The 18,648-nt window shown below is 73.4% G+C and carries 17 protein-coding genes and 1 pseudogene; 10 read left to right on the top strand and 8 right to left on the bottom strand.

All coding sequences use genetic code 11. The features are described 5' to 3' along the window. Positions 1-17: 17 nt before the first annotated feature. Positions 18-1,403, top strand: coding sequence for an 8-oxoguanine deaminase (locus tag H300_RS0108675; RefSeq protein WP_028427118.1), 1,386 nt, complete (start codon positions 18-20; stop codon positions 1,401-1,403). Positions 1,404-1,466: 63 nt separating this feature from the next. Here the strand turns inward: H300_RS0108675 and aceB are convergent, their stop codons facing one another. Further along, complete coding sequence (gene aceB, locus H300_RS0108670; protein ID WP_028427117.1) at positions 1,467-3,104, bottom strand: malate synthase A; 1,638 nt, start codon at positions 3,102-3,104, stop codon at positions 1,467-1,469. A 290-nt stretch (positions 3,105-3,394) separates the two neighbouring features. Beyond that, complete coding sequence (locus H300_RS0108665; RefSeq protein ID WP_028427116.1) at positions 3,395-4,030, bottom strand: NTP transferase domain-containing protein; 636 nt, start codon at positions 4,028-4,030, stop codon at positions 3,395-3,397. 19 nt (positions 4,031-4,049) lie between these two features. Here H300_RS0108665 and H300_RS32285 point away from each other — a divergent pair, with 19 nt between their 5' ends. After that, positions 4,050-4,610: a DUF5955 family protein gene (locus H300_RS32285; protein ID WP_486583665.1), complete on the top strand. Its 561-nt coding sequence runs from the start codon at positions 4,050-4,052 to the stop codon at positions 4,608-4,610. Positions 4,611-4,743: 133 nt separating this feature from the next. Here the strand turns inward: H300_RS32285 and H300_RS0108655 are convergent, their stop codons facing one another. Continuing rightward, positions 4,744-5,535, bottom strand: a complete 792-nt coding sequence (locus tag H300_RS0108655; RefSeq protein WP_028427114.1) for an IclR family transcriptional regulator — start codon at positions 5,533-5,535, stop codon at positions 4,744-4,746. 318 nt (positions 5,536-5,853) lie between these two features. Here H300_RS0108655 and allB point away from each other — a divergent pair, with 318 nt between their 5' ends. Both allB and alc read left to right on the top strand, forming a co-directional pair. After that, complete coding sequence (allB, locus tag H300_RS0108650) at positions 5,854-7,224, top strand: allantoinase AllB (RefSeq protein ID WP_051269794.1); 1,371 nt, start codon at positions 5,854-5,856, stop codon at positions 7,222-7,224. Next, the gene (gene alc, locus H300_RS0108645) at positions 7,221-8,348 is read left to right on the top strand and encodes an allantoicase (RefSeq protein ID WP_028427112.1); all 1,128 of its coding nucleotides are present in this window, start codon (positions 7,221-7,223) and stop codon (positions 8,346-8,348) included. Before allB ends, alc begins: the two co-directional genes overlap by 4 nt. 123 nt (positions 8,349-8,471) lie before the next feature. On the opposite strand, the gene H300_RS25790 is transcribed toward alc, so the two are convergent. Next, on the bottom strand, positions 8,472-8,978 hold the full coding sequence (locus H300_RS25790) for an ATP-binding protein (RefSeq protein WP_486583662.1): 507 nt from the start codon (positions 8,976-8,978) through the stop codon (positions 8,472-8,474). Positions 8,979-9,246: 268 nt separating this feature from the next. Next, a complete protein-coding gene (locus tag H300_RS0108635) occupies positions 9,247-10,248 on the bottom strand; it encodes a Gfo/Idh/MocA family protein (RefSeq protein WP_028427111.1) in 1,002 nt (333 codons plus the stop codon). Positions 10,249-10,383: 135 nt separating this feature from the next. Between H300_RS0108635 and H300_RS0108630 the strand changes: the two genes are divergently transcribed. The 6 genes from H300_RS0108630 (at position 10,384) to H300_RS0108605 (ending at position 16,168) form a co-directional block, all read left to right on the top strand. Then, entirely contained in the window at positions 10,384-11,103 is a 720-nt protein-coding gene (locus tag H300_RS0108630; RefSeq protein WP_028427110.1) for a GntR family transcriptional regulator, read from the top strand. A 259-nt stretch (positions 11,104-11,362) separates the two neighbouring features. Continuing rightward, positions 11,363-12,340 (top strand): sugar ABC transporter substrate-binding protein, encoded by a 978-nt coding sequence (locus tag H300_RS0108625; RefSeq protein ID WP_028427109.1) that lies wholly within the window; start codon positions 11,363-11,365, stop codon positions 12,338-12,340. Beyond that, a complete protein-coding gene (locus tag H300_RS0108620; protein WP_028427108.1) occupies positions 12,337-13,461 on the top strand; it encodes an ABC transporter permease in 1,125 nt (374 codons plus the stop codon). The genes H300_RS0108625 and H300_RS0108620 overlap by 4 nt, the downstream gene beginning before the upstream one ends. Beyond that, positions 13,458-14,432, top strand: a complete 975-nt coding sequence (locus tag H300_RS25785) for an ATP-binding cassette domain-containing protein (protein WP_078515820.1) — start codon at positions 13,458-13,460, stop codon at positions 14,430-14,432. The genes H300_RS0108620 and H300_RS25785 overlap by 4 nt, the downstream gene beginning before the upstream one ends. A 15-nt stretch (positions 14,433-14,447) precedes the next feature. Further along, positions 14,448-15,605 carry an ROK family glucokinase gene (locus tag H300_RS0108610; RefSeq protein ID WP_028427107.1) on the top strand — a complete coding sequence of 386 codons (1,158 nt, stop codon included), beginning with the start codon at positions 14,448-14,450 and terminating at the stop codon, positions 15,603-15,605. Between the two features lie 2 nt (positions 15,606-15,607). After that, entirely contained in the window at positions 15,608-16,168 is a 561-nt protein-coding gene (locus H300_RS0108605) for a hypothetical protein (RefSeq protein WP_106966777.1), read from the top strand. 80 nt (positions 16,169-16,248) lie between these two features. On the opposite strand, the pseudogene H300_RS25780 reads toward H300_RS0108605, so the two are convergent. From H300_RS25780 to H300_RS0108590, 3 genes and pseudogenes are all read right to left on the bottom strand, one after another. After that, positions 16,249-16,725, bottom strand: a pseudogene (locus H300_RS25780) (thioesterase family protein); the annotation flags it as partial. Beyond that, positions 16,722-17,693 (bottom strand): 3-hydroxyacyl-CoA dehydrogenase NAD-binding domain-containing protein, encoded by a 972-nt coding sequence (locus H300_RS0108595; RefSeq protein WP_028427105.1) that lies wholly within the window; start codon positions 17,691-17,693, stop codon positions 16,722-16,724. The gene H300_RS0108595 and the pseudogene H300_RS25780, both read right to left, overlap by 4 nt. 38 nt (positions 17,694-17,731) lie before the next feature. Then, positions 17,732-18,625 carry a beta-keto acid cleavage family enzyme gene (locus H300_RS0108590; RefSeq protein WP_028427104.1) on the bottom strand — a complete coding sequence of 298 codons (894 nt, stop codon included), beginning with the start codon at positions 18,623-18,625 and terminating at the stop codon, positions 17,732-17,734. Between the last annotated feature and the right edge of the window lie 23 nt (positions 18,626-18,648).

The following is an 18,648-nucleotide window of genomic DNA, read 5'->3' as shown; positions in this document are numbered from 1 at the left end:
AACCGAGAGGTAGCCCCATGGCCGGTACGCCAGTACGGCGCATCGTCATCGAGAACTGCGCGATCGCCACCGTGGACGGACGCGGCACCGAGTACGACGAGGGCCACCTGGTCGTCGTCGGCAACCTCATCGAGGTGGTCGGGGCGGGTCCGGCGCCGGAGGGCCTGACCGGCGTGGTCCGCCGGGTGGACGGCGCCGGGCACCTGGCCACCCCCGGCCTGGTCAACACCCATCACCACTTCTACCAGTGGCTCACCCGGGGGCTCGCCCAGGACGCCAACCTCTTCGACTGGCTCGTCGCCCTCTATCCCACCTGGGCCCGCATCGACGAGCCCATGGTGCGCGCGGCGGCCCGCGCCTCGCTGGCGATGATGGCCCGGGGCGGTGTCACCACCGCGATGGACCACCACTACGTCTTCCCGCGCGGGGCAGGCGACCTGCTGGGCGCGGAGATAGGCGCGGCCGCCGAACTGGGAGTCCGGTTCACCGCGGCCCGCGGCTCGATGGATCGCGGCTCTTCGGACGGCGGCCTGCCGCCCGACTTCGCCGTGGAGAGCACCGAGGACGCCTTGCTGGCGACCGAGGAGGCGGTGGACACCCACCACGACCCCTCCTTCGGCTCGATGCTGCACATCGCGGTCGCCCCCTGCTCACCGTTCTCTGTCTCCACCGAACTGCTGCGCCGGGGCGCGGAACTGGCCCGCCGCAAGGGGGTCAGACTGCACACGCACGGTTCCGAGACAGCCGAGGAGGAACGCTTCTGCCGTGAACTCTTCGGCATGGGCCCGACCGGGTACTTCGAGTCCACCGGCTGGCTCGGCGAGGACGTGTGGATGGCGCACTGCGTCCACATGGACGACTCCGACCTCGCCGCCTTCGCCCGCAGCGGCACCGGTGTCGCCCACTGCCCGTCCTCCAACGCCCGGCTCGCCGCGGGCACGGCCCGGGTGCCCGACATGCTCGCCGCCGGAGTGCCGGTCGGCCTCGGCGTGGACGGAACCGCGTCCAACGAGTCCGGCGAACTGCACACCGAACTGCGCAACGCCCTGCTGCTCAACCGGTTGGGCAGGCACCGGGAGAAGGCCCTTGACGTCCGGCAGGCCCTGCGGCTCGGCACCCTCGGAGGTGCGCGGGTCCTCGGCCGGGCGGCGGAGATCGGTTCCCTGGAGCCCGGCAAGCTCGCCGACCTGGTGCTGTGGAAGCTGGACGGCCTCGGCCACTCCACCATCGCCGACCCGGTGGCGGCGCTCGTGCTCGGCGCCGCCGCACAGGTGACCCTGTCGCTGGTGAACGGCCGCCCGGTGGTGGAGGACGGCCGCCTGACCACGGTCGACGAGGAGTCCGTGGCCCGCGAGGCCCGGACCGAGGCCCGCCGGCTGGCTCGGACGGCCGCCGGGGACTGAGACCGGAGGCCGCGACCTGGCACCGGCGCCGCCCGCCGGCGGCGGGCCGAAGAGGTGCCTGCCTCAGCCCTCCAGCAGGTCGTAGGCGGGCAGGGTGAGGAACTCCGCGTAGTCCGCGTCGAGCGCCACGCGCAGCAGGAGATCGTGCGCCTGCTGCCAGCGCCCGGCGGCGAAGGCCTCGCCACCCAGCTCGGCGCGGAGCGCCGCCAGGTCCTCGGCCGCGATGCGGCGGACCAGTTCGGCGGTCGCGGTGGTGTCCGGCTGCCCGGAGTCCTGAAGGGCGACCCCGGCGTTCACCCACTGCCAGATCTGCGAGCGGGAGATCTCCGCGGTCGCCGTGTCCTCCATCAGCCCGAAGATGGCCACCGCACCCTGCCCGCGCAACCACGCCTCGGTGTAGCGGATGCCGACCTGCACGGCGTCGACCAGGCCCCGGCGGGTGGGCACCGCGTCCAGCGAGTCGAGGGCGAGCAGGTCGGCCGCCGCCACCCGCACGTCCTCGCGCAGCCGCTCCTTCTGGTGCGGACGGTCGCCGAGGACGGCGTCGAAGGAGGCGCGTGCCACCGGCACCAGGTCGGGGTGCGCCACCCACGATCCGTCGAAGCCGTCCCCCGCCTCCCGGTCCTTGTCCTCCCGCACCTTCGCGAGCGCCTTCCCGTTGGCCTCCGGGTCGCGGCGGTCGGGGATGAAGGCGGCCATGCCGCCGATGGCGTGGGCGCCGCGCCGGTGGCAGGTGCGCACGAGCAGCTCGGTGTAGGCGCGCATGAAGGGAGCGGTCATGGTCACCGCGTTGCGGTCCGGCAGCACGAACCGCTCACCGGCCTCGCGGAAGTTCTTGACCAGGGAGAAGAGGTAGTCCCAGCGCCCCGCGTTCAGCCCCGAGGCGTGCTCGTGGAGTTCGTGGAGGATCTCGTCCATCTCGTAGGCGGCGTTGATCGTCTCGATCAGCACGGTGGCCCGCACCGATCCCCGAGGGATGCCGAGGTAGTCCTGGGCGAAGACGAACACCTCGTTCCACAGCCGGGCTTCGAGGTGCGATTCGGTCTTCGGGAGGTAGAAGTACGGGCCCTTGCCCGACTCCAGCAGCCGTCGGGCGTTGCGGAAGAAGTACAGCCCGAAGTCGACGAGGGCGCCCGGCAGCGGCACCCCGTCGGCCGTCAGATGACGCTCGTCGAGATGCCAGCCGCGCGGCCGCACCACCACGGTGGCCAGCTCCTCGGCGGGCCGCAGGGCGTACGACTTGCCGCGCGCGTCGGTGAAGTCGATCCGGTTCTCGAACGCGTCGGTCAGGTTGAGCTGCCCGCCGATCACGTTCTCCCAGGTGGGAGCGGAGGCATCCTCGAAGTCAGCGAGCCACACCCGGGCACCTGAGTTGAGCGCGTTCACGGTCGTCTTCCGGTCTGTGGGCCCGGTGATCTCCACCCGGCGGTCCTGGAGCGCGGCGGGTGCGGGGGCGACCTGCCAGTCGCCTTCGCGGACGTGTGCCGTCCCGGGCAGGAAGTCCAGGGTGGCGGTCCGGGCGATCTCGGCGCGGCGCTCCGCCCGTCGGGCGAGCAGTTCGTCCCGCCGGGGGGTGAAGTGCGCGTGCAGCGCGGCCAGGAACGCGAGCGCGGGCTCGGTGAGGACCTCGTCCTGCCGGGCAGGCGCCCGGTCCGGGCCGACGTCGACGAGGGCCAGCGGAGACGGCGCTGGTGCGGACATGGGCGGTCACTCCTTCGGCGGCGCGGCCCGGGGCTGCCGGGGACCGCTGCGCTCACGTGCTCGGGGCAAGGCCGTACGCGTCACCCGGTGCCAGGTGACTTCTGCTCAACGGACACTAGTTTTCTTATAGCGGAAATTCAACGGTTTGTTGATGCCAGGAGCGTCGAGAGGGTCGTCCCGGTCGACCTCCGCTCCGGTCCCCCGACCGCCTCCGCGCGCCCGCCGGCGCCCCCGGTCAGCCCGCCGGTGCCCTCCCCGCGGGCTCTCCCGTGCGCGTGCGCTCCGTGCGTTCAGCGGAGCCGGTCGAGGTCCTGCGGGGTGTCGATGTCCGCGGGGTCGGCGACGTCCCCGCACTCGACCGGGACCACCTTCGCCGCACGCGACCGCAGGTAGTCCCGGGCGCCCAGGTCGCCTTCCGCAGCTGAGGCGACGCCGGGCCAGTGCGCCGCGCCGAGCAGGACCGGGTGCCCCCGCCGGCCGTCGTAGGAGGCCGCCGCCAGTGAGCCGGGGGAGCGGTACGCCGCCCGGAGGCGGGCGACCGCCGCTCCGCCGATGCCCGGCTGGTCGACCAGGACCACCAGTGCGGCGCCCGCTCCGGGGGCGGCCGCGGCGAGCGCCCGGAGCCCCGTGCGCAGGGAACTGCCCATGCCCTGCTCCCAGTCGGGGTTGTCGACCACGGTGCAGCCGTCCAGCCCGCCGCCGGTGCCGCCCGCCACGCGCCGCACCTCGGCGGCCCCGGCGCCCAGGACGACCGCGACGGAGTGGCAGCCTCCCGCGTGCAGACCCCGGACGGCGTGCACGACGAGCGGCCGGCCCGCGTGTCGGAGCAGCGCCTTCGGGCGTCCGCCCAGCCGCCGCCCGCCCCCGGCGGCCAGCAGCAGTCCGGCGACGGGCGGGGCGTCCGGGGGCTCCGGGGGGCGCGTCATCCGGCCGAGGGTACGGTCCGTGGCACCGGCCCGCCAGCCGAACGGGCGGCGACCCGCGGGGAAACCCTCCGTTGAATTTCGCCCTCCGTGTAGCGCGGAGCGCGCAGAGTGGCGTTTACTGGGCCGATCCCCGCGCCTGACCGACGCGAGGATCGGGGTGAAGCACGGCGCACGGGGCGAGGGCAGCCGGAAACGGGAAGCTTCTGTGTGGGGGAGAACCGCGTTGCGAGGAAAGCGAACAGAACAGACGGTGGTCCGCCCGCGGCGCTCGGCGGGAGGCGCGCGGGCGGCGGACACGCGGTCGGCGGAGAGACGCGCGGCGGAACTGCGCACCGCCGTAGCGGAGTTGCGTCGCGCCCTGGCCGGATATCCGGCCAGGTTGCCGGATCGGCAGGTGGCGGAGGAGGAACTCGTGGCCCTGGCGGGCCTGGTGGCCGGTGGGATGCCCGAAGCGGCCCGTCTGCAGGGCTCGTTGCTCGTGGTCGTCGGAGCCCTGGGTTCGGTGAGCGCGCTGGCGGGGCCGCTGGCCCAGGTACGCACGGCCGTCGGCTCCTTCGGGGACCCCCCGGTGCGCACCTGACCCGTGTGCGGAGCGGGACGGGTCGTCGGCGCCGCAGCCGGACCCGCTCTGCCCGCCCGCGCCGGGCCGGTCGGGGTCCCGCCCGTTCCGGCCCGGCTGCAGGCGGGCAGCGGTCGTCCGCGCCGTCGGACCGTCAGCCGGCCACCGGATCGGCCAGCGCCCCCGACAGGTCGCGGGCGACCTCCTGGAGCAGCGGCACGATCCTCTCGGTCGCGGCGTCGGTGACCCGGCCCGCCGGTCCCGAGATCGAAACGGCCGTTGCGGTGGGGGAGTCGGGCACCGGCACCGCGAGGCAGCGCACGCCGACCTCCTGCTCGTTGTCGTCCAGGGCCCAGCCGCGTTCCCGGGTCGCCTCCAGTGCCTCCAGGAATGCCTCCGGAGTGGTGAGCGTGCGCTCGGTGGCGGCCGGCATGCCGGTGCGTCCGAGCAGTGCGCGCACCTCCTCGGCCGGGTGGTGGGCGAGCAGCGCCTTGCCCACGCCGGTGGAGTGCGGCAGTACCCGGCGGCCGACCTCGGTGAACATCCGCATCGAGTGCTTCGACGGGACCTGGGCGACGTAGACGACCTCGTCCCCGTCGAGCAGGGCCATGTTCGCCGTCTCCCCGGTCTCCTCCACGAGGCGGGCCAGGTAGGGGCGGGCCCACGTGCCCAGCAGCCGGGCCGAGCTCTCGCCGAGCCGGATGAGCCGAGGACCCAGCGCGTACCGGCGGTTGGGCTGCTGGCGGACGTACCCGCAGGCGACCAGCGTGCGCATCAGCCGGTGGATGGTGGGCAGCGGGAGCCCGCTGCTCTGCGCGAGTTCGCTCAGCCCGACCTCGCCCCCGGCGTCCGCCATCCGCTCCAGCAGGTCGAACGCGCGCTCCAGGGACTGGACGCCCCCGGCGGCCGGGCTGGCGGTATCGGTCTTGGACTCGGACGGCGGCACGTGGGAGTTCCCTTCGGACGGATGGGGCGCATGCTACCGGTCCGCGCCGGGGCGGCGGCGTTCCGCCCGCGCGCTGCGCGGGAGGGCGGCGCCGCAGGAAGGCCGCCGACGAGAACCGCCTGATTTTCTGCTGTCCGGAAGTCTGTTTTCGTATCGAGGAACTCATGATCGGAGGGATGTGCCGCTCCCGCCCGGCGGGGGAGGGCTTGACGGGGTGCGCTGCGGCGGGCAAAACTCATTCAACAGAACGTTGAATTCCGTAGCGCGGAAGCCGCCCGGAGCAACCGCTCCGCGGCGCCCGCCGACGAGGAGGCCCGGTTGACCGTCACCCAGTCCGGCGCCGGGAACCCGCCCGGTACCGAGCTCGTTCTGCGTTCCGCCCGCGTCGTGACCCCGGACGGAGAGCGTCCCGCGGACGTCGCCGTCGCCGCGGGCGCCATCACGGCCGTCCTGCCCCACGGCACCGAGCCACCCGCCACCGCGACGCTCGTCGACCTCGGCACGGACGCGCTGTTGCCCGGCCTCGTCGACACCCACGTCCACGTCAACGACCCCGGCCGCAGCGAGTGGGAGGGCTTCCGCACCGCCACCGCGGCCGCCGCGGGGGGCGGCGTCACCACGCTGATCGACATGCCGCTCAACAGCCTGCCGCCGACGACCACGTCCGGCGGGCTCACCGCCAAACGGGAGGCGGCAGCCGACCGGCTGTACGTGGACACCGGCTTCTGGGGCGGCGCCGTCCCCGGCAACACCGGCGAACTCCGCCCGCTCCACGACGCGGGGGTGTTCGGATTCAAGTGCTTCCTCTCCCCGTCCGGGGTGGAGGAGTTCCCGCCGCTCGACCCTGCGGAACTGGAGACCGCCGCAGCGCGGATCGCCGAGTTCGACGGGCTCCTCATCGTGCACGCCGAGGACCCCGGGCAGTTGGGCCGGGCGCCGCGGGCCGCCGGCCCGCGCTACGCCGACTTCCTCGCCTCCCGCCCCGGAGGCGCCGAGGACGACGCCGTCGCCCGGCTGATCGACCTCGCCGAACGGCTGTGCAGCCGGGTGCACGTCCTTCACCTGTCCTCGGCCGACGCCCTCCCGCGCCTCGCCCGGGCGAGGGCCGCGGGCGTGCGGGTGACGGCGGAGACCTGCCCGCACTTCCTCACCCTGACGGCAGAGGACGTCCCCGACGGCGCGACGGAGTTCAAGTGCTGCCCGCCGATCAGGGAGCGGACCAACCAGGACGCCCTGTGGGCCGGGCTCGCGGACGGCACGATCGACTGCGTGGTCTCCGACCACTCCCCGTGCACCCCGGACCTCAAGACCCCCGACTTCGGGGGGGCCTGGGGCGGCATCTCGTCGCTCCAGCTCGGGCTGCCCGCCGTCTGGACGGAGGCCCGCCGCCGCGGCCACGGCCTCACCGACGTGGCCCGCTGGATGTCCGCGGGCCCGGCCCGGCTCGCCGGTCTCACCCGCAAGGGCGCCATCGCGCCCGGCCGCGACGCGGACTTCGCCGTCCTCGCACCGGAGGAGGCCTTCACCGTCGACCCCGCCGCACTGCACCACCGCAACCCGGTCACCGCCTACGCCGGCCGCACCCTGCACGGCGTGGTCCGGTCGAGCTGGTTGCGCGGCACCCGGGTCACCGACCACGGCCGAACCGTCGAACGGATCGGCCGGATCATCGAGAGGAACGAGGCATGACGGCGGAGAACACCACAGCCCTGCACTTCACCGGCGACGCCGCACCGTACGGCGGCGGCGACCCGTACGCAGACCACCGCACCGCCGACCACGCGTTCACCGCCCGCACCGACCTCGCGGACCGTCGGCTCGGGGCCGGGGTCATGGCCGCCAACGACGAGTTCTTCGCCGAGCGCGAGAACCTGCTGCTGCCCGGCCCGGCCGTCTTCGACCCGGAGCGATTCGGGCACAAGGGCAAGATCATGGACGGCTGGGAGACCCGCCGCAGGCGCGGCACCGGGGCCGACCGGCCGCACCCCGGGCAGGAGGACCACGACTGGGCCCTCGTCCGGCTCGGCGTCCCCGGCGTGGTGCGCGGCATCGTCGTCGACACCGCCCACTTCCGCGGCAACTACCCGCAGGCGGTCTCGATCGAGGCCACCGCGGCCCCCGCCACCGCGTCCCCCGGCGAGCTGCTGGCCGAGGACACGTCGTGGACGGTGCTCGTCCCCCGCACCCCCGTCGGCGGCCACGCCGCCAACGGCTTCCCGGTGGACGTCCCCCGGCGCTTTACCCACCTGCGGGTCAACCAGCACCCCGACGGCGGCATCGCCCGCCTGCGGGTGCACGGCGAGGCCGTCCCCGACCCGGAGTGGCTGGCGGCGCTGGGCACCTTCGACGTGGTCGCGTTGGAGAACGGCGGCGCTGTGCTGGACGCCTCCGACCGCTTCTACTCGCCCGCCGGCAACACCATCATGCCCGGTCGCTCCCGGCAGATGGACGACGGCTGGGAGACCCGCCGCCGCCGCGACCGCGGCCACGACTGGATCCACTATGTCCTCACCGCCCAGTCCCTGCTCCGGGCGGTGGAGATCGACACCGCGTATCTCAAGGGCAACGCGGCCGGCTGGGCCGCGCTATCCGGCCGCGACGGCGCCTCGGGCGAGTGGGTGGAGCTGCTGCCCCGCACCCGGATGCAACCCGACACCGTGCACCGCTTCCTGCTCGCCGACGCCCCGCCGATCAGCGAGGCCAGGATCGACATCTTCCCGGACGGCGGCATCTCCCGGCTCCGGCTGCTGGGATCGCCCACCGGGGCGGGCGCCGCCCGGCTCGCCGCCCGCCACCGCGAACTGTCCGGATGAGAAAACGCGTTCGCGGTCCCGAGGGCCCCGGTGCACCGTCTTCTGAGGCCCGGGTGCGCCGTCGCCCGGGCGGTGCGGCCGGGGTTGCCCGGGGGAGTGGTGGCACGCAGGCCCGGGCGCCGGTCACGGCACGTCCAGCTCCGCCCAGACCGTCTTGCCCGGTGTCTCCTCGTGCGCACGCAGGCCCCAGCGGCTGGCGAAGTGCGCCACGAGGAGCAGTCCACGTCCGGACTCCCGCTCCGGCGGCGGCTCGGTGGCCGCAGCGGAGGGGAGCCCGCCGGTACGGGAGTCGCTCAGCTCGATCCGCAGCGACCCGGGACGTTCGGTGAGCCGCAGCCCGAAGTCCCGTCCGTCCGTGTGAGCGTGGCGCACGGCGTTGGCGGTGAGCTCGGCGGCGAGCAGCACCATCGTCTCGTTCGGCGCGGACGGATAAGGGTAGTGCCAGTCGTGCAGCCGGTGCGAGACCAGCCTGCGGGCGAGTCGGGCCCCGCGGGTGGTGGAGCTGAAGCGCATGGCGAACTCCCGGCGCGGCGGACCGAGGTGGCCGTCCGCGGTGTCGTCCGCGTTCCGGGCCCCGCGCCGGTCCGTCGCCCCGATCAGTGCCGCGAGGTGTGGGTTCTTGCTGTTCATGACGTCAGGTTCGCCCCCGCGCGTGGGCGGCGACCAGCAGGAACGCGCCTACTCCGGGAAGCCGTACGCACCTTCGGGCGCCGTGTACGAGCCGCGCGCCGTGACCTCCTCCGGCCTCGCCCCGTCGCCCGCTGCGGAGGTGGCGCCGGTGCCGGAGCTACGGACCGAGAGCGGAGCACAGTGCCCCTGCGGCTCAGGAGTCGCGGACTGCTTCCCGTACGGCTCGGAACCTGACCCCGTCCCGGGACACGAGGGGCACCGGCGGCCGTCAGGTGACGTGGTCGGTGAGGCGGACGGGGAGGCCGGTGTGCCGGGATTCCTCGCAGGCCTCGGCGACCCGGAGCGCGTGCAGGGCCTCCCGCCCGTCGCACGGGTTGGCGATCTCGCCGCGGGCCACCGCGAGGAAGGCCTCCAGCTCCGCGCGGTAGGCCGTGGCGAAGCGCTCCGTGAAGTCCGGCCAGGGCGCACCCGGCTGCGGCACGGCTGCCGGCTCCACCGATGTCAGAGGGGTGCGGGCGTCCACACCCACGGCGATCTGCTCGCGTTCCCCGGCCAGCTCCAGCCGGATGTCGTACCCGGCGCCGTTCATCCTGGTGGCCGTCGCCGTGACCAGGGTGCCGTCGTCCAGGGTGAGCAGTACGGCGGCGGTGTCCACGTCCCCCGCCTCGCGGAACATCGCCGGTCCGGCGTCCGAGCCGACGGCGTGCACGGTGACCACCTCGCGGCCGGTGACCCAGCGGACGATGTCGAAGTCGTGGACGAGGCAGTCCCGGATCAGTCCGCCCGAGAGCGGCAGGAACGCGGCCGGGGGCGGCGCGGCGTCGGAGGTCACGGCCCGGACGGTGTGCAGCCGGCCGAGCCGTCCGGAGCGGACGGCCTCGCGGGCCGCCGCGTACCCGGGGTCGAAGCGGCGCATGAAGCCGATCTGGAGGGTGGCGCTGGCCGATTCCACCGCCTCCAGGACCGCGAGGGTGCCCGCCAGGTCGAGGGCGATCGGCTTCTCGCAGAAGGCGGGCAGCCCGGCTTGGGCCGCAGCGGTGATCAGCTCGGGGTGCGAGGCGGTGGCGGAGGCGATGACCACCGCGTCCGGTGCGGACTCCAGCAGCGCCGTCGGCGAGTCGGCGACGGTGGCGCCCACGGCGTCGGCGGTCCCGGCGGCCCGGGCGCGGTCCGCGTCCGAGACGAGCAGCTCCGTGACGTCCGGCAGCGCGCGGAGGGTGCGGGCGTGGAAGGAGCCGATACGGCCCGTGCCGATGAGTCCGATGCGCATGGCCTCACGCTCGGCCGTGCGAAGCATCCTGTCAACATTTTGTCCGGACATTTTGATGTCCGGCTTCCCCGGACCCGGACCAGGAACTAGGCTCACCGCGTGGCGAAGAACGAAGCGGCCGACCTCCAGCTCAGCGTGGACCGCAGCAGCCCGGTGCCGTTGTACTTCCAGCTCTCCCAGCAGCTCGAATCCGCCGTCGAGAAGGGCAAGCTCGCGCCCGGCAGCCTGCTGGGCAACGAGATCGACCTGGCGGGCCGGCTCGGACTGTCCCGGCCCACGGTGCGCCAGGCGATCCAGGTGCTCGTCGACAAGGGCCTGCTGGTGCGACGCCGGGGGATCGGCACGCAGGTGGTGCACAGCCAGGTCAAGCGCCCGCTCGAGCTCAGCAGCCTCTACGACGACCTGGAGAGCGCCGGGCAGCGGCCGGCGACCAGGCTGCTACGTCTGGAGACCGAGCGGGCCACCGCCGAGGTGGCCGCGGCCCTGGGTGTCGCAGAGGGCACCGACGTCCGGCTGGTGGAGCGGTTGCGGCTCGCCCACGGGGAGCCGATGGCCTATCTCCGCAACCACATCCCGTGCGAGCTGCTCCGCCTGGACGAGGGCGAGTTGGAGACGACCGGCCTCTACCGGCTGATGCGGACGGCCGGCGTCATCCTGCACAGCGCCCGCCAGTCGGTCGGGGCCCGCGCCGCCGAGGCGGCCGAGGGTGAACTGCTCGGCGAGCCCGTCGGTGCCCCCCTGCTGACCATGCGGCGGACGACCTCCGACGACACCGGGCGGACGGTCGAGTACGGCTCCCACATGTACCGGGCCTCCCGGTATTCCTTCGACTTCCAGCTTCTCGTCCGCAGCTGACCCCGCCCGCGCCGGGGGCTCCCGGTCCCGTCGGCGCAGCTTTCCGTCCGGTCCGGTACCCCGCCGCATCCGGGCCCGCCCCGCCCCCGCTCCCCGCTCCGCCTGCCGCCCCCTCGGCGGCCTCCTGGTGGAGGTGACGGATACTGGTCCGTCGGGCGCCGGCGACAGGGCCGTCGGCCCGCGGCAAGCGAGCAGCGAACGAGAGGGACGTGTGGCCGGCGTGGTGTGGTTTCGCAGGAGGCGACGGACGAGGGCCGCGGTGGCCGCGGCAGTGCTCGCCCTGGCGGTACCGCTGGCCGGGTGCAGCAGCACCGGGGGCAAGCGGGCGGAGGAGGAGCGCGCGAAGGGCGCCGGGGGCAGCGCCGCGGTGGACACCCCGCGCTGGAAGGTGGCCATGGTCACCCACTCGGGGGACGGCGACACCTTCTGGGACATCGTGAAGAGCGGCGCCGAGCAGGCCGCGGTCAAGGACAACATCGACTTCCTCTACTCGCACGACAAGGAAGCCGGTCAGCAGGCGCAGCTCGTCCAGGCCAGGATCGACCAGAAGGTGGACGGTCTGATCGTCACGCTGGCCAAGCCCGAGGCGATGCGCGCGGTGGTCGAGAAGGCGGTCGATGCGGGCATCCCCGTGTTGACCATCAACTCCGGGCAGGACCTCTCCGCGGACTTCGGCGCTCTGGCGCACATCGGCCAGGACGAGGCGACCGCCGGCGAGGCGGTCGGCGAGGAGCTGAACGAGCGCGGCCGGAAGAAGGCCGTCTGCCTCCTGCACGAGCAGGGCAACGTCGGCCACGAGGAGCGCTGCGACGGCGTCCGCAGCACCTTCGAGGGCACGGTGGAGAACCTGTACGTGGACGGCACCAACATGCCCGGCGTCCAGTCCTCACTGGAGGCCGAGCTCCAGACGGACCGCGAGGTGGACTCCGTGGTCACCCTCGGCGCGCCGTTCGCCCCGACGGCGATCAAGGCCGCCGAACAGGCCGGCTCGGACGCGGAGATCAGCACGTTCGACCTCAACCCCCAGGTAGCGCGGGGCCTTGAGGACGGCAGCATCGGCTTCGCCGTCGACCAGCAGCCCTACCTTCAGGGGTACGAGGCCATCGACCTGCTGTGGCTGTACCGGTACAACGCCGACATGCTCGGCGGCGGGCAGCCCGTCCTGACCGGTCCGCAGATCCTGCGCAAGAAAGACGCCGCCGCGCTGGAGGAGTACACCGAGCGGGGCACCCGGTGACCGCCGGCACCCCGCGCACCCCCTCCGCGAAGGGCGCCCCGGCCTCAGCCCCCGAGGCGGCTGAGGGCTGCGCGCCCTCCGCGCCCTCCGCGGACGCCGGGTCCGGCGACGGCAGACTTGAGCGGCGCTCGCTGCCGCGTCGCGCGCTGAGCCGGCCGGAGCTGGGCGCCGTGGTCGGGGCGGTCGCGGTGTTCGTCTTCTTCGCGTTCACCGCCGACAGCTTCCTCCGGGCCGCCGGCGTCTCCACGGTGCTCTACGCGGCCTCCACCCTCGGCATCATGGCCGTCCCGGTGGCACTGCTGATGATCGGCGGTGAGTTCGACCTCTCCACCGGCGTCATGGTCACCAGCTCCGCGCTGTTCTCCTCGATGTTCAGTTACCAGATGACCGCCAACGTCTGGGCGGGGGTCGGGGTCTCGCTGCTGTTCACGCTCGCCCTGGGCTTCTTCAACGGCTGGCTGCTCACCCGCACCGGTCTGCCGAGCTTCATCATCACGCTCGGCACCTTCCTCATGCTCACCGGGCTCAACCTCGGTCTCACCAAGGTGGTCAGCGGCACCGTCTCCACCAGGAGCATCGGCGACATGGAGGGCTTCTCCTCCGCCCGCGCCCTCTTCGCCTCCCAGCTGTCGCTCGGCGGATTCACCCTCCAGATCACCGTCCTGTGGTGGCTGGGGCTCGTCGCGTTGGCGACCTGGATCCTGCTGCGCACCCGCGTCGGCAACTGGATCTTCGCAGTGGGCGGCGGCGCGGACGCCGCCCGCGCGGTCGGCGTGCCGGTCGGCCGCACCAAGATCGGGCTCTACCTCGGGGTCGCGGTCGGGGCGTGGATCTCCGGCCAGCACCTGCTCTTCAACTACGACGTGGTGCAGTCCGGCGAGGGCGTGGGCAACGAGCTGATCTACATCGCCGCGGCGGTGATCGGCGGCTGCCTGCTCACCGGCGGTTACGGGTCCGCGGTCGGCGCCGCGGTCGGCGCGCTGATCTTCGGCATGACGAGCAAGGGCATCGTCTACGCCCAGTGGGACCCGGACTGGTTCAAGTTCTTCCTGGGGGCGATGCTGCTGCTCGCCACCCTGCTCAACCTGTGGATTCGCAAGCGGGCGGAGGCCAGCAGATGAACCGTGCACCCGAGGAACCCGGCCCGGCCGGGAGCGGCCGGCCCCCCGGTACCGATCCCGGCGCCGACCCGCGCCCCGCGGCCGCCGACGCCGACCCGCGCCCCGCGGCCGACTCCGGCTCCGACGCCGCTGCCGAGACGGGCGCCGCCTCGGCGGGCGAGCCGCTGCTGGCGCTGAGCGGGGTGAGCAAGTCCTACGGCAACGTCCGGGCCCTCACCGACGTCTCGCTCCGGGTGGACGCCGGGAGCGTCACCTGCGTGCTCGGCGACAACGGCGCCGGAAAGTCCACCCTCATCAAGATCATCGCCGGGCTGCACCGGCACGACACCGGCAGCTACCGGGTCACGGGGGAGGAGACCCGGCTCGGTTCCCCGCGCGAGGCCCTCGACCGCGGCCTCGCCACCGTCTACCAGGACCTCGCCGTCGTCCCCCTGATGCCGGTGTGGCGCAACTTCTTCCTGGGTTCCGAACCGCGTGTCGGCCGCGGACCGCTGCGCCGGATGGACGTGGGCCTGATGCGGCGGACCACCCATGAGCAACTGCTGCGGATGGGCATCGACCTGCGCGACGTGGACCAGCCGATCGGCACCCTGTCCGGCGGCGAGCGCCAGTGCGTGGCCATCGCCCGCGCCCTGCACTTCGGCGCCCGGGTCCTCGTCCTCGACGAGCCCACCGCCGCGCTCGGCGTCAAGCAGTCCGGGGTGGTGCTCAAGTACGTGGCGGCCGCCCGGGACGCCGGGCTCGGCGTCGTGCTGATCACCCACAACCCCCACCACGCGTACCTGGTCGGCGACCGTTTCGTCCTCCTCAAGCGGGGCGCGATGGCCGGGAGCCACGAGCGGGCGGAGATCTCCCTGGATGCCCTGACCCGGGAGATGGCCGGGGGCAGCGAGCTGGAGCAACTGAGTCACGAGTTGGCTGCAACCGGGGGCACGGCCCGTCCCGGCGCCGGTGCCGGGGCCCCAGAGTAGGGCACAATCGAGCAGATGAGTACGTACCGCGACCGCCCGCAGCGCACCTCCGCACGCGCCACCGTGCTGCGCACCGTCGCAACCCGTGAGCGCAGCTCCCACCTGTCCGCGCCGCGTGTGCCCACCGTGGGCATCGACATCGGCGGTACGAAGGTGATGGCCGGCGTGGTCGGCGCCGACGGCACGATCCTGGAGCAGGCCAGGGCCGAGACCCCGGACAAGTCCAAGAGCCCCAAGGTCGTCGAGGACACCATCACGGAGCTGGTGCTCGACCTCTCCGACCGGCACGACGTGCACGCGGTGGGGATCGGCGCAGCCGGCTGGGTCGACGCACAGCGCTCCCGCGTCCTGTTCGCCCCCCACCTGTCCTGGCGGGACGAGCCGCTGCGGGAGTCCCTCCAGGCGCGGCTGGCCGTCCCGGTACTCATCGACAACGACGCCAACGCGGCGGCCTGGGGCGAGTGGCGGTTCGGCGCGGGGAAGGGCGAGGACCACCTCGTCATGATCACGCTGGGTACCGGCATCGGCGGCGCCATCCTGGAGGACGGCAAGGTCAAGCGGGGCAAGTACGGGGTGGCCGGCGAGTTCGGCCACATGCAGGTGGTGCCCGGCGGGCACCGCTGCCCCTGCGGTAACCGCGGCTGCTGGGAGCAGTACAGCTCGGGCAACGCGCTGGTGCGCGAGGCCAGGGAACTGGCCGCGGCCGAGTCCCCCGTCGCCTACAGCATCATCGACCGGGTGGGCGGCGACATCTCGGAGATCACCGGCCCGCTGATCACCCAACTCGCCCGCGAGGGCGATGCCATGTGCGTGGAACTGCTCCAGGACATCGGGCAGTGGCTCGGTACCGGCATCGCCAACCTCGCCGCCGCGCTGGACCCGTCCTGCTTCGTCATCGGCGGCGGGGTCAGCGCCGCCGACGAGTTGCTGATCAACCCGGCCACCGACTCCTTCCGGCGCCACCTCACCGGCCGCGGCTATCGGCCCGAGGCCCGGATCGTCCGCGCCGAACTCGGCCCCGAGGCCGGGATGGTGGGAGCCGCCGACCTCGCCCGACTGGTCGCCCGGCGGTTCCGGCGCGCGAACCGACGCAGACTCGAACGCTACGAGCGCTACGAGCGGGCCGCCGCCAACCTGCGCCTCGCCCCCCGCAACCGGGTGGCGGACCGGTGACCATGACCCGGCCACCCGGCACCGGCACCATGCCCCGGCTCCCGTCCCGGCGCACCCCGGGGCACTGGATCACCCTGGTCGTCGTGGTCCTGCTGATCGCGATTCCGGCCGGCTACCTGCTGCTCTCCGCCCACCAGAGCCGCACCAGCGGCCGGGACAAGCAGCAGACGGCGTCCGCCACCGGCCTCGTCTGGGAATGGCCGAGCAAGGCCACCCGGCGGATCTACGACGTGCCGATCCCCTCGAAGTCGACCTACGTCGGCTACTTCGAGACCAACACGTGGGAACGCAGCCGCCTGTACGTGCAGTTCCGCACCTCGCCGGAGAAGCTCGGCCGCTTCCTCGACGAGATCGGCAGCAGCCGCGCGGAGCTGCGCCCGGGAGAGCGGACCGTCAGCGAGGGTTTGGCCGACGTGGTCGGCTGGGATCTCCGCGTCCCCGGCCACCGCTACGCGGGCACCTCGGTCCAGCAGCGCGACTACCGGCCCGACCTCTCCGTGATGGTGGACTGGCACAAGGCCGACCGACCCCAGGTCTACGTCGTCTCCGAAGCCGATTTCTGACCGGTTCCGGCCGTCCCTCCCGTCGCGGGGCTGCCACCGGTGCGTCCGGCGACGGACGTCCGGTCCGCCTGCGGGCCTCCGGCCACGGCGGCGATCGAGCGGCCCGCCCAGTCGGGAGCCGGTTCGGTCAGTTCCGTGAAGCGCTGCCGGACCGCTTCCGGGAACGCGGCGGCCCGGCCCTCCTGCTGGTCGACGTGGACCGCGAGCAGTTCCGTCGTCGCCACCGGTGCGGCGTCCTCCGCCGGTCCTGAACCCGGTGCGGACACCGCGTACATCTCGTGCGACAGACGCATTTTGCGCGCCGCTGTCCCCAGGACACGCGTACGGATGGCCAGATGGGCGCCCTCGGGGACGTCCCGGAGGAAGCGGGTGTGGGACTCGACCGTGTAGAGGGAGCAGCCGGTGGACTCGCGGTAGCCGGGGCCCAGACCCGTCCCGCTCATCAGCGCGTCCGTGGCGTGGCCGAAGACCAGGACGTAGAAGGCCTCGCTCATGTGCCCGTTGTAGTCGATCCACTCCGGCCTCACCGTGCTGCGGAACAGCGGAAACACCCTCATCGGGGACCCTCCTCGCGGTCCAGGCGGCCGGTGGCGCGCAGCACCTCGACGACGCCGCGGTCGCGTTCGGCCACCAGGTCCGCGAGGGAGCGGCCGTCCGCCGCCTCGTCGCAGCCCGCCACCACGGCGTCGTACAACTCCCGGTCCAGCTCCGGCGCTTCCAGGCGTGTCCACGGCGACTTCAGGGACGGGCCGAAGTGGTCCAGCATGTGCGCCATGCCGCCCTCGCCTCCGGCGAGGGCGAACGTCAGCATCGGCCCCATCACCGCCCAGCGCAGCCCGGGTCCCTCCGTGATCGACCGGTCGATGTCCCTGACCGTCGCCTCGCCGTTGGCGACCATGTGCAGCGCCTCGCGCCACAGGGCCTCCTGGAGCCGGTTCGCGATGAAGCCGGGTACCTCGTCGTCCATCGTGATCACGGACTTGCCCGCGACCTCGTAGAAGCGGGAGGCCCAGGCGGTCGCCGCCGCGTCGGTGCGCTCGCCGCCGACGACCTCGACGAGCGGGACGAGATAGGGCGGGTTGAAGGGATGGCCGACGACCAGGCGCGACGGGTCCGCCGCGGTCGTCTGCATGGCGGTCATCGGATAGCCGGAGGTGGAGGAGGCGATGACGACGCCGGGGGGTGTCGCCGCGTCCAGGCGGGCCAGCAGGTCCCGCTTGAGATCGAGCTTCTCGGGCGCACTCTCCTGGACGAACTCGGCGTTCCCCACCGCCTGTTCGAGTGTGTCGGTGACGGTGAGCCGGTCGGCCGAGGCGCCCTCGGCGAGGCCGAGCAGGGCGAGCGTCGGCCACGCCGCGTCGACCAGGCGCCGCAGCTTCCGTCCGGCGTCGGGCGCCGGGTCCCAGGCGGTCACGTCGTAGCCGCGTGCCAGGAAGTGGGCGACCCAACCGCCGCCGATGACTCCGGCGCCGGCGCAGGCGACGCGGCGGACGTGCTCCGGCGAGGTGTTCTCGGGTGAGGTCACGAGGGGAGATCCTGTCGTCGTCGGGAGGGGACGCGGGGCTACGGACGAGATCTGAGGCCGAGCACGGCACGGGCCTCGTCCGGTGTCGCGACGCGTGCGCCGAGCGACTCGGTGAGGGTCACGGCCCGCTCGACGAGCTGCGCGTTGGTCGCCTTGTTGCCCTTGCCGAGGTACAGGTTGTCCTCCAGGCCCACACGGACGTGCCCACCGAGCAGGATCGACTGCGCGACCCACGGCATCTGCATCCGGCCGAGCGCGAAGCTGGCCCAGCGGGCGCCGTCCGGCAGCATGTTGACCATCGACTGGAGCACACCGGGGTCCGCGGGCGCGCCCCACGGAATGCCCATGCAGAGCTGGAAGACGGTCGGGTCGTCCAGCAGGCCCTCGGCGAGCAACTGCTTGGCGAACCAGAGCTGCCCCGTGTCGAAGATCTCCAGCTCGGGCCGCACGCCCAGCTCCTGGATGCGCCGCGCGCCCGCGCGCAGCATGTCGGGCGTCGAGACGTAGAGGTTCGAGCCGTCGCCGAAGTTGAGCGAACCGCAGTCCAGCGTGCAGATGTCGGGGAGCAGGTCCTCGACGTGCGGAAGGCGCTCGGGACCACTGACGAGGTCGGTGCCCGGCAGGTGGGTGAGTGGGTCGCCCGGGTCGATGACCAGGTCGCCGCCCATCCCGGCGGTGAGGTTGATGACGACGTCGGCGCCGGTCTCCTTGACGCGCTCGACGACCTCCCGGTACAGCTTCGGGTCGCGTGAGGGAGCGCCGGTCTCCGGGTCGCGTACGTGGATGTGGACGACGGCCGCTCCGGCGGCGGCCGCCGCCACGGCGTTCCCGGCGATCTGCTCCGGGGTGACGGGGACGTGGGGGCTCTTGCGGACGGTGTCACCGGCGCCCGTGAGCGCGCAGGTGATGATGACGTTCTCGGTCACGGACATGCGGGAACCTCCCGAGGTCGTGC

It is taken from the genome of Streptomyces sp. TAA040, assembly GCF_000424845.1.
Note: the sequence above shows the minus strand (reverse complement) of the source record. Positions and strands in the feature narration are given on the sequence as shown.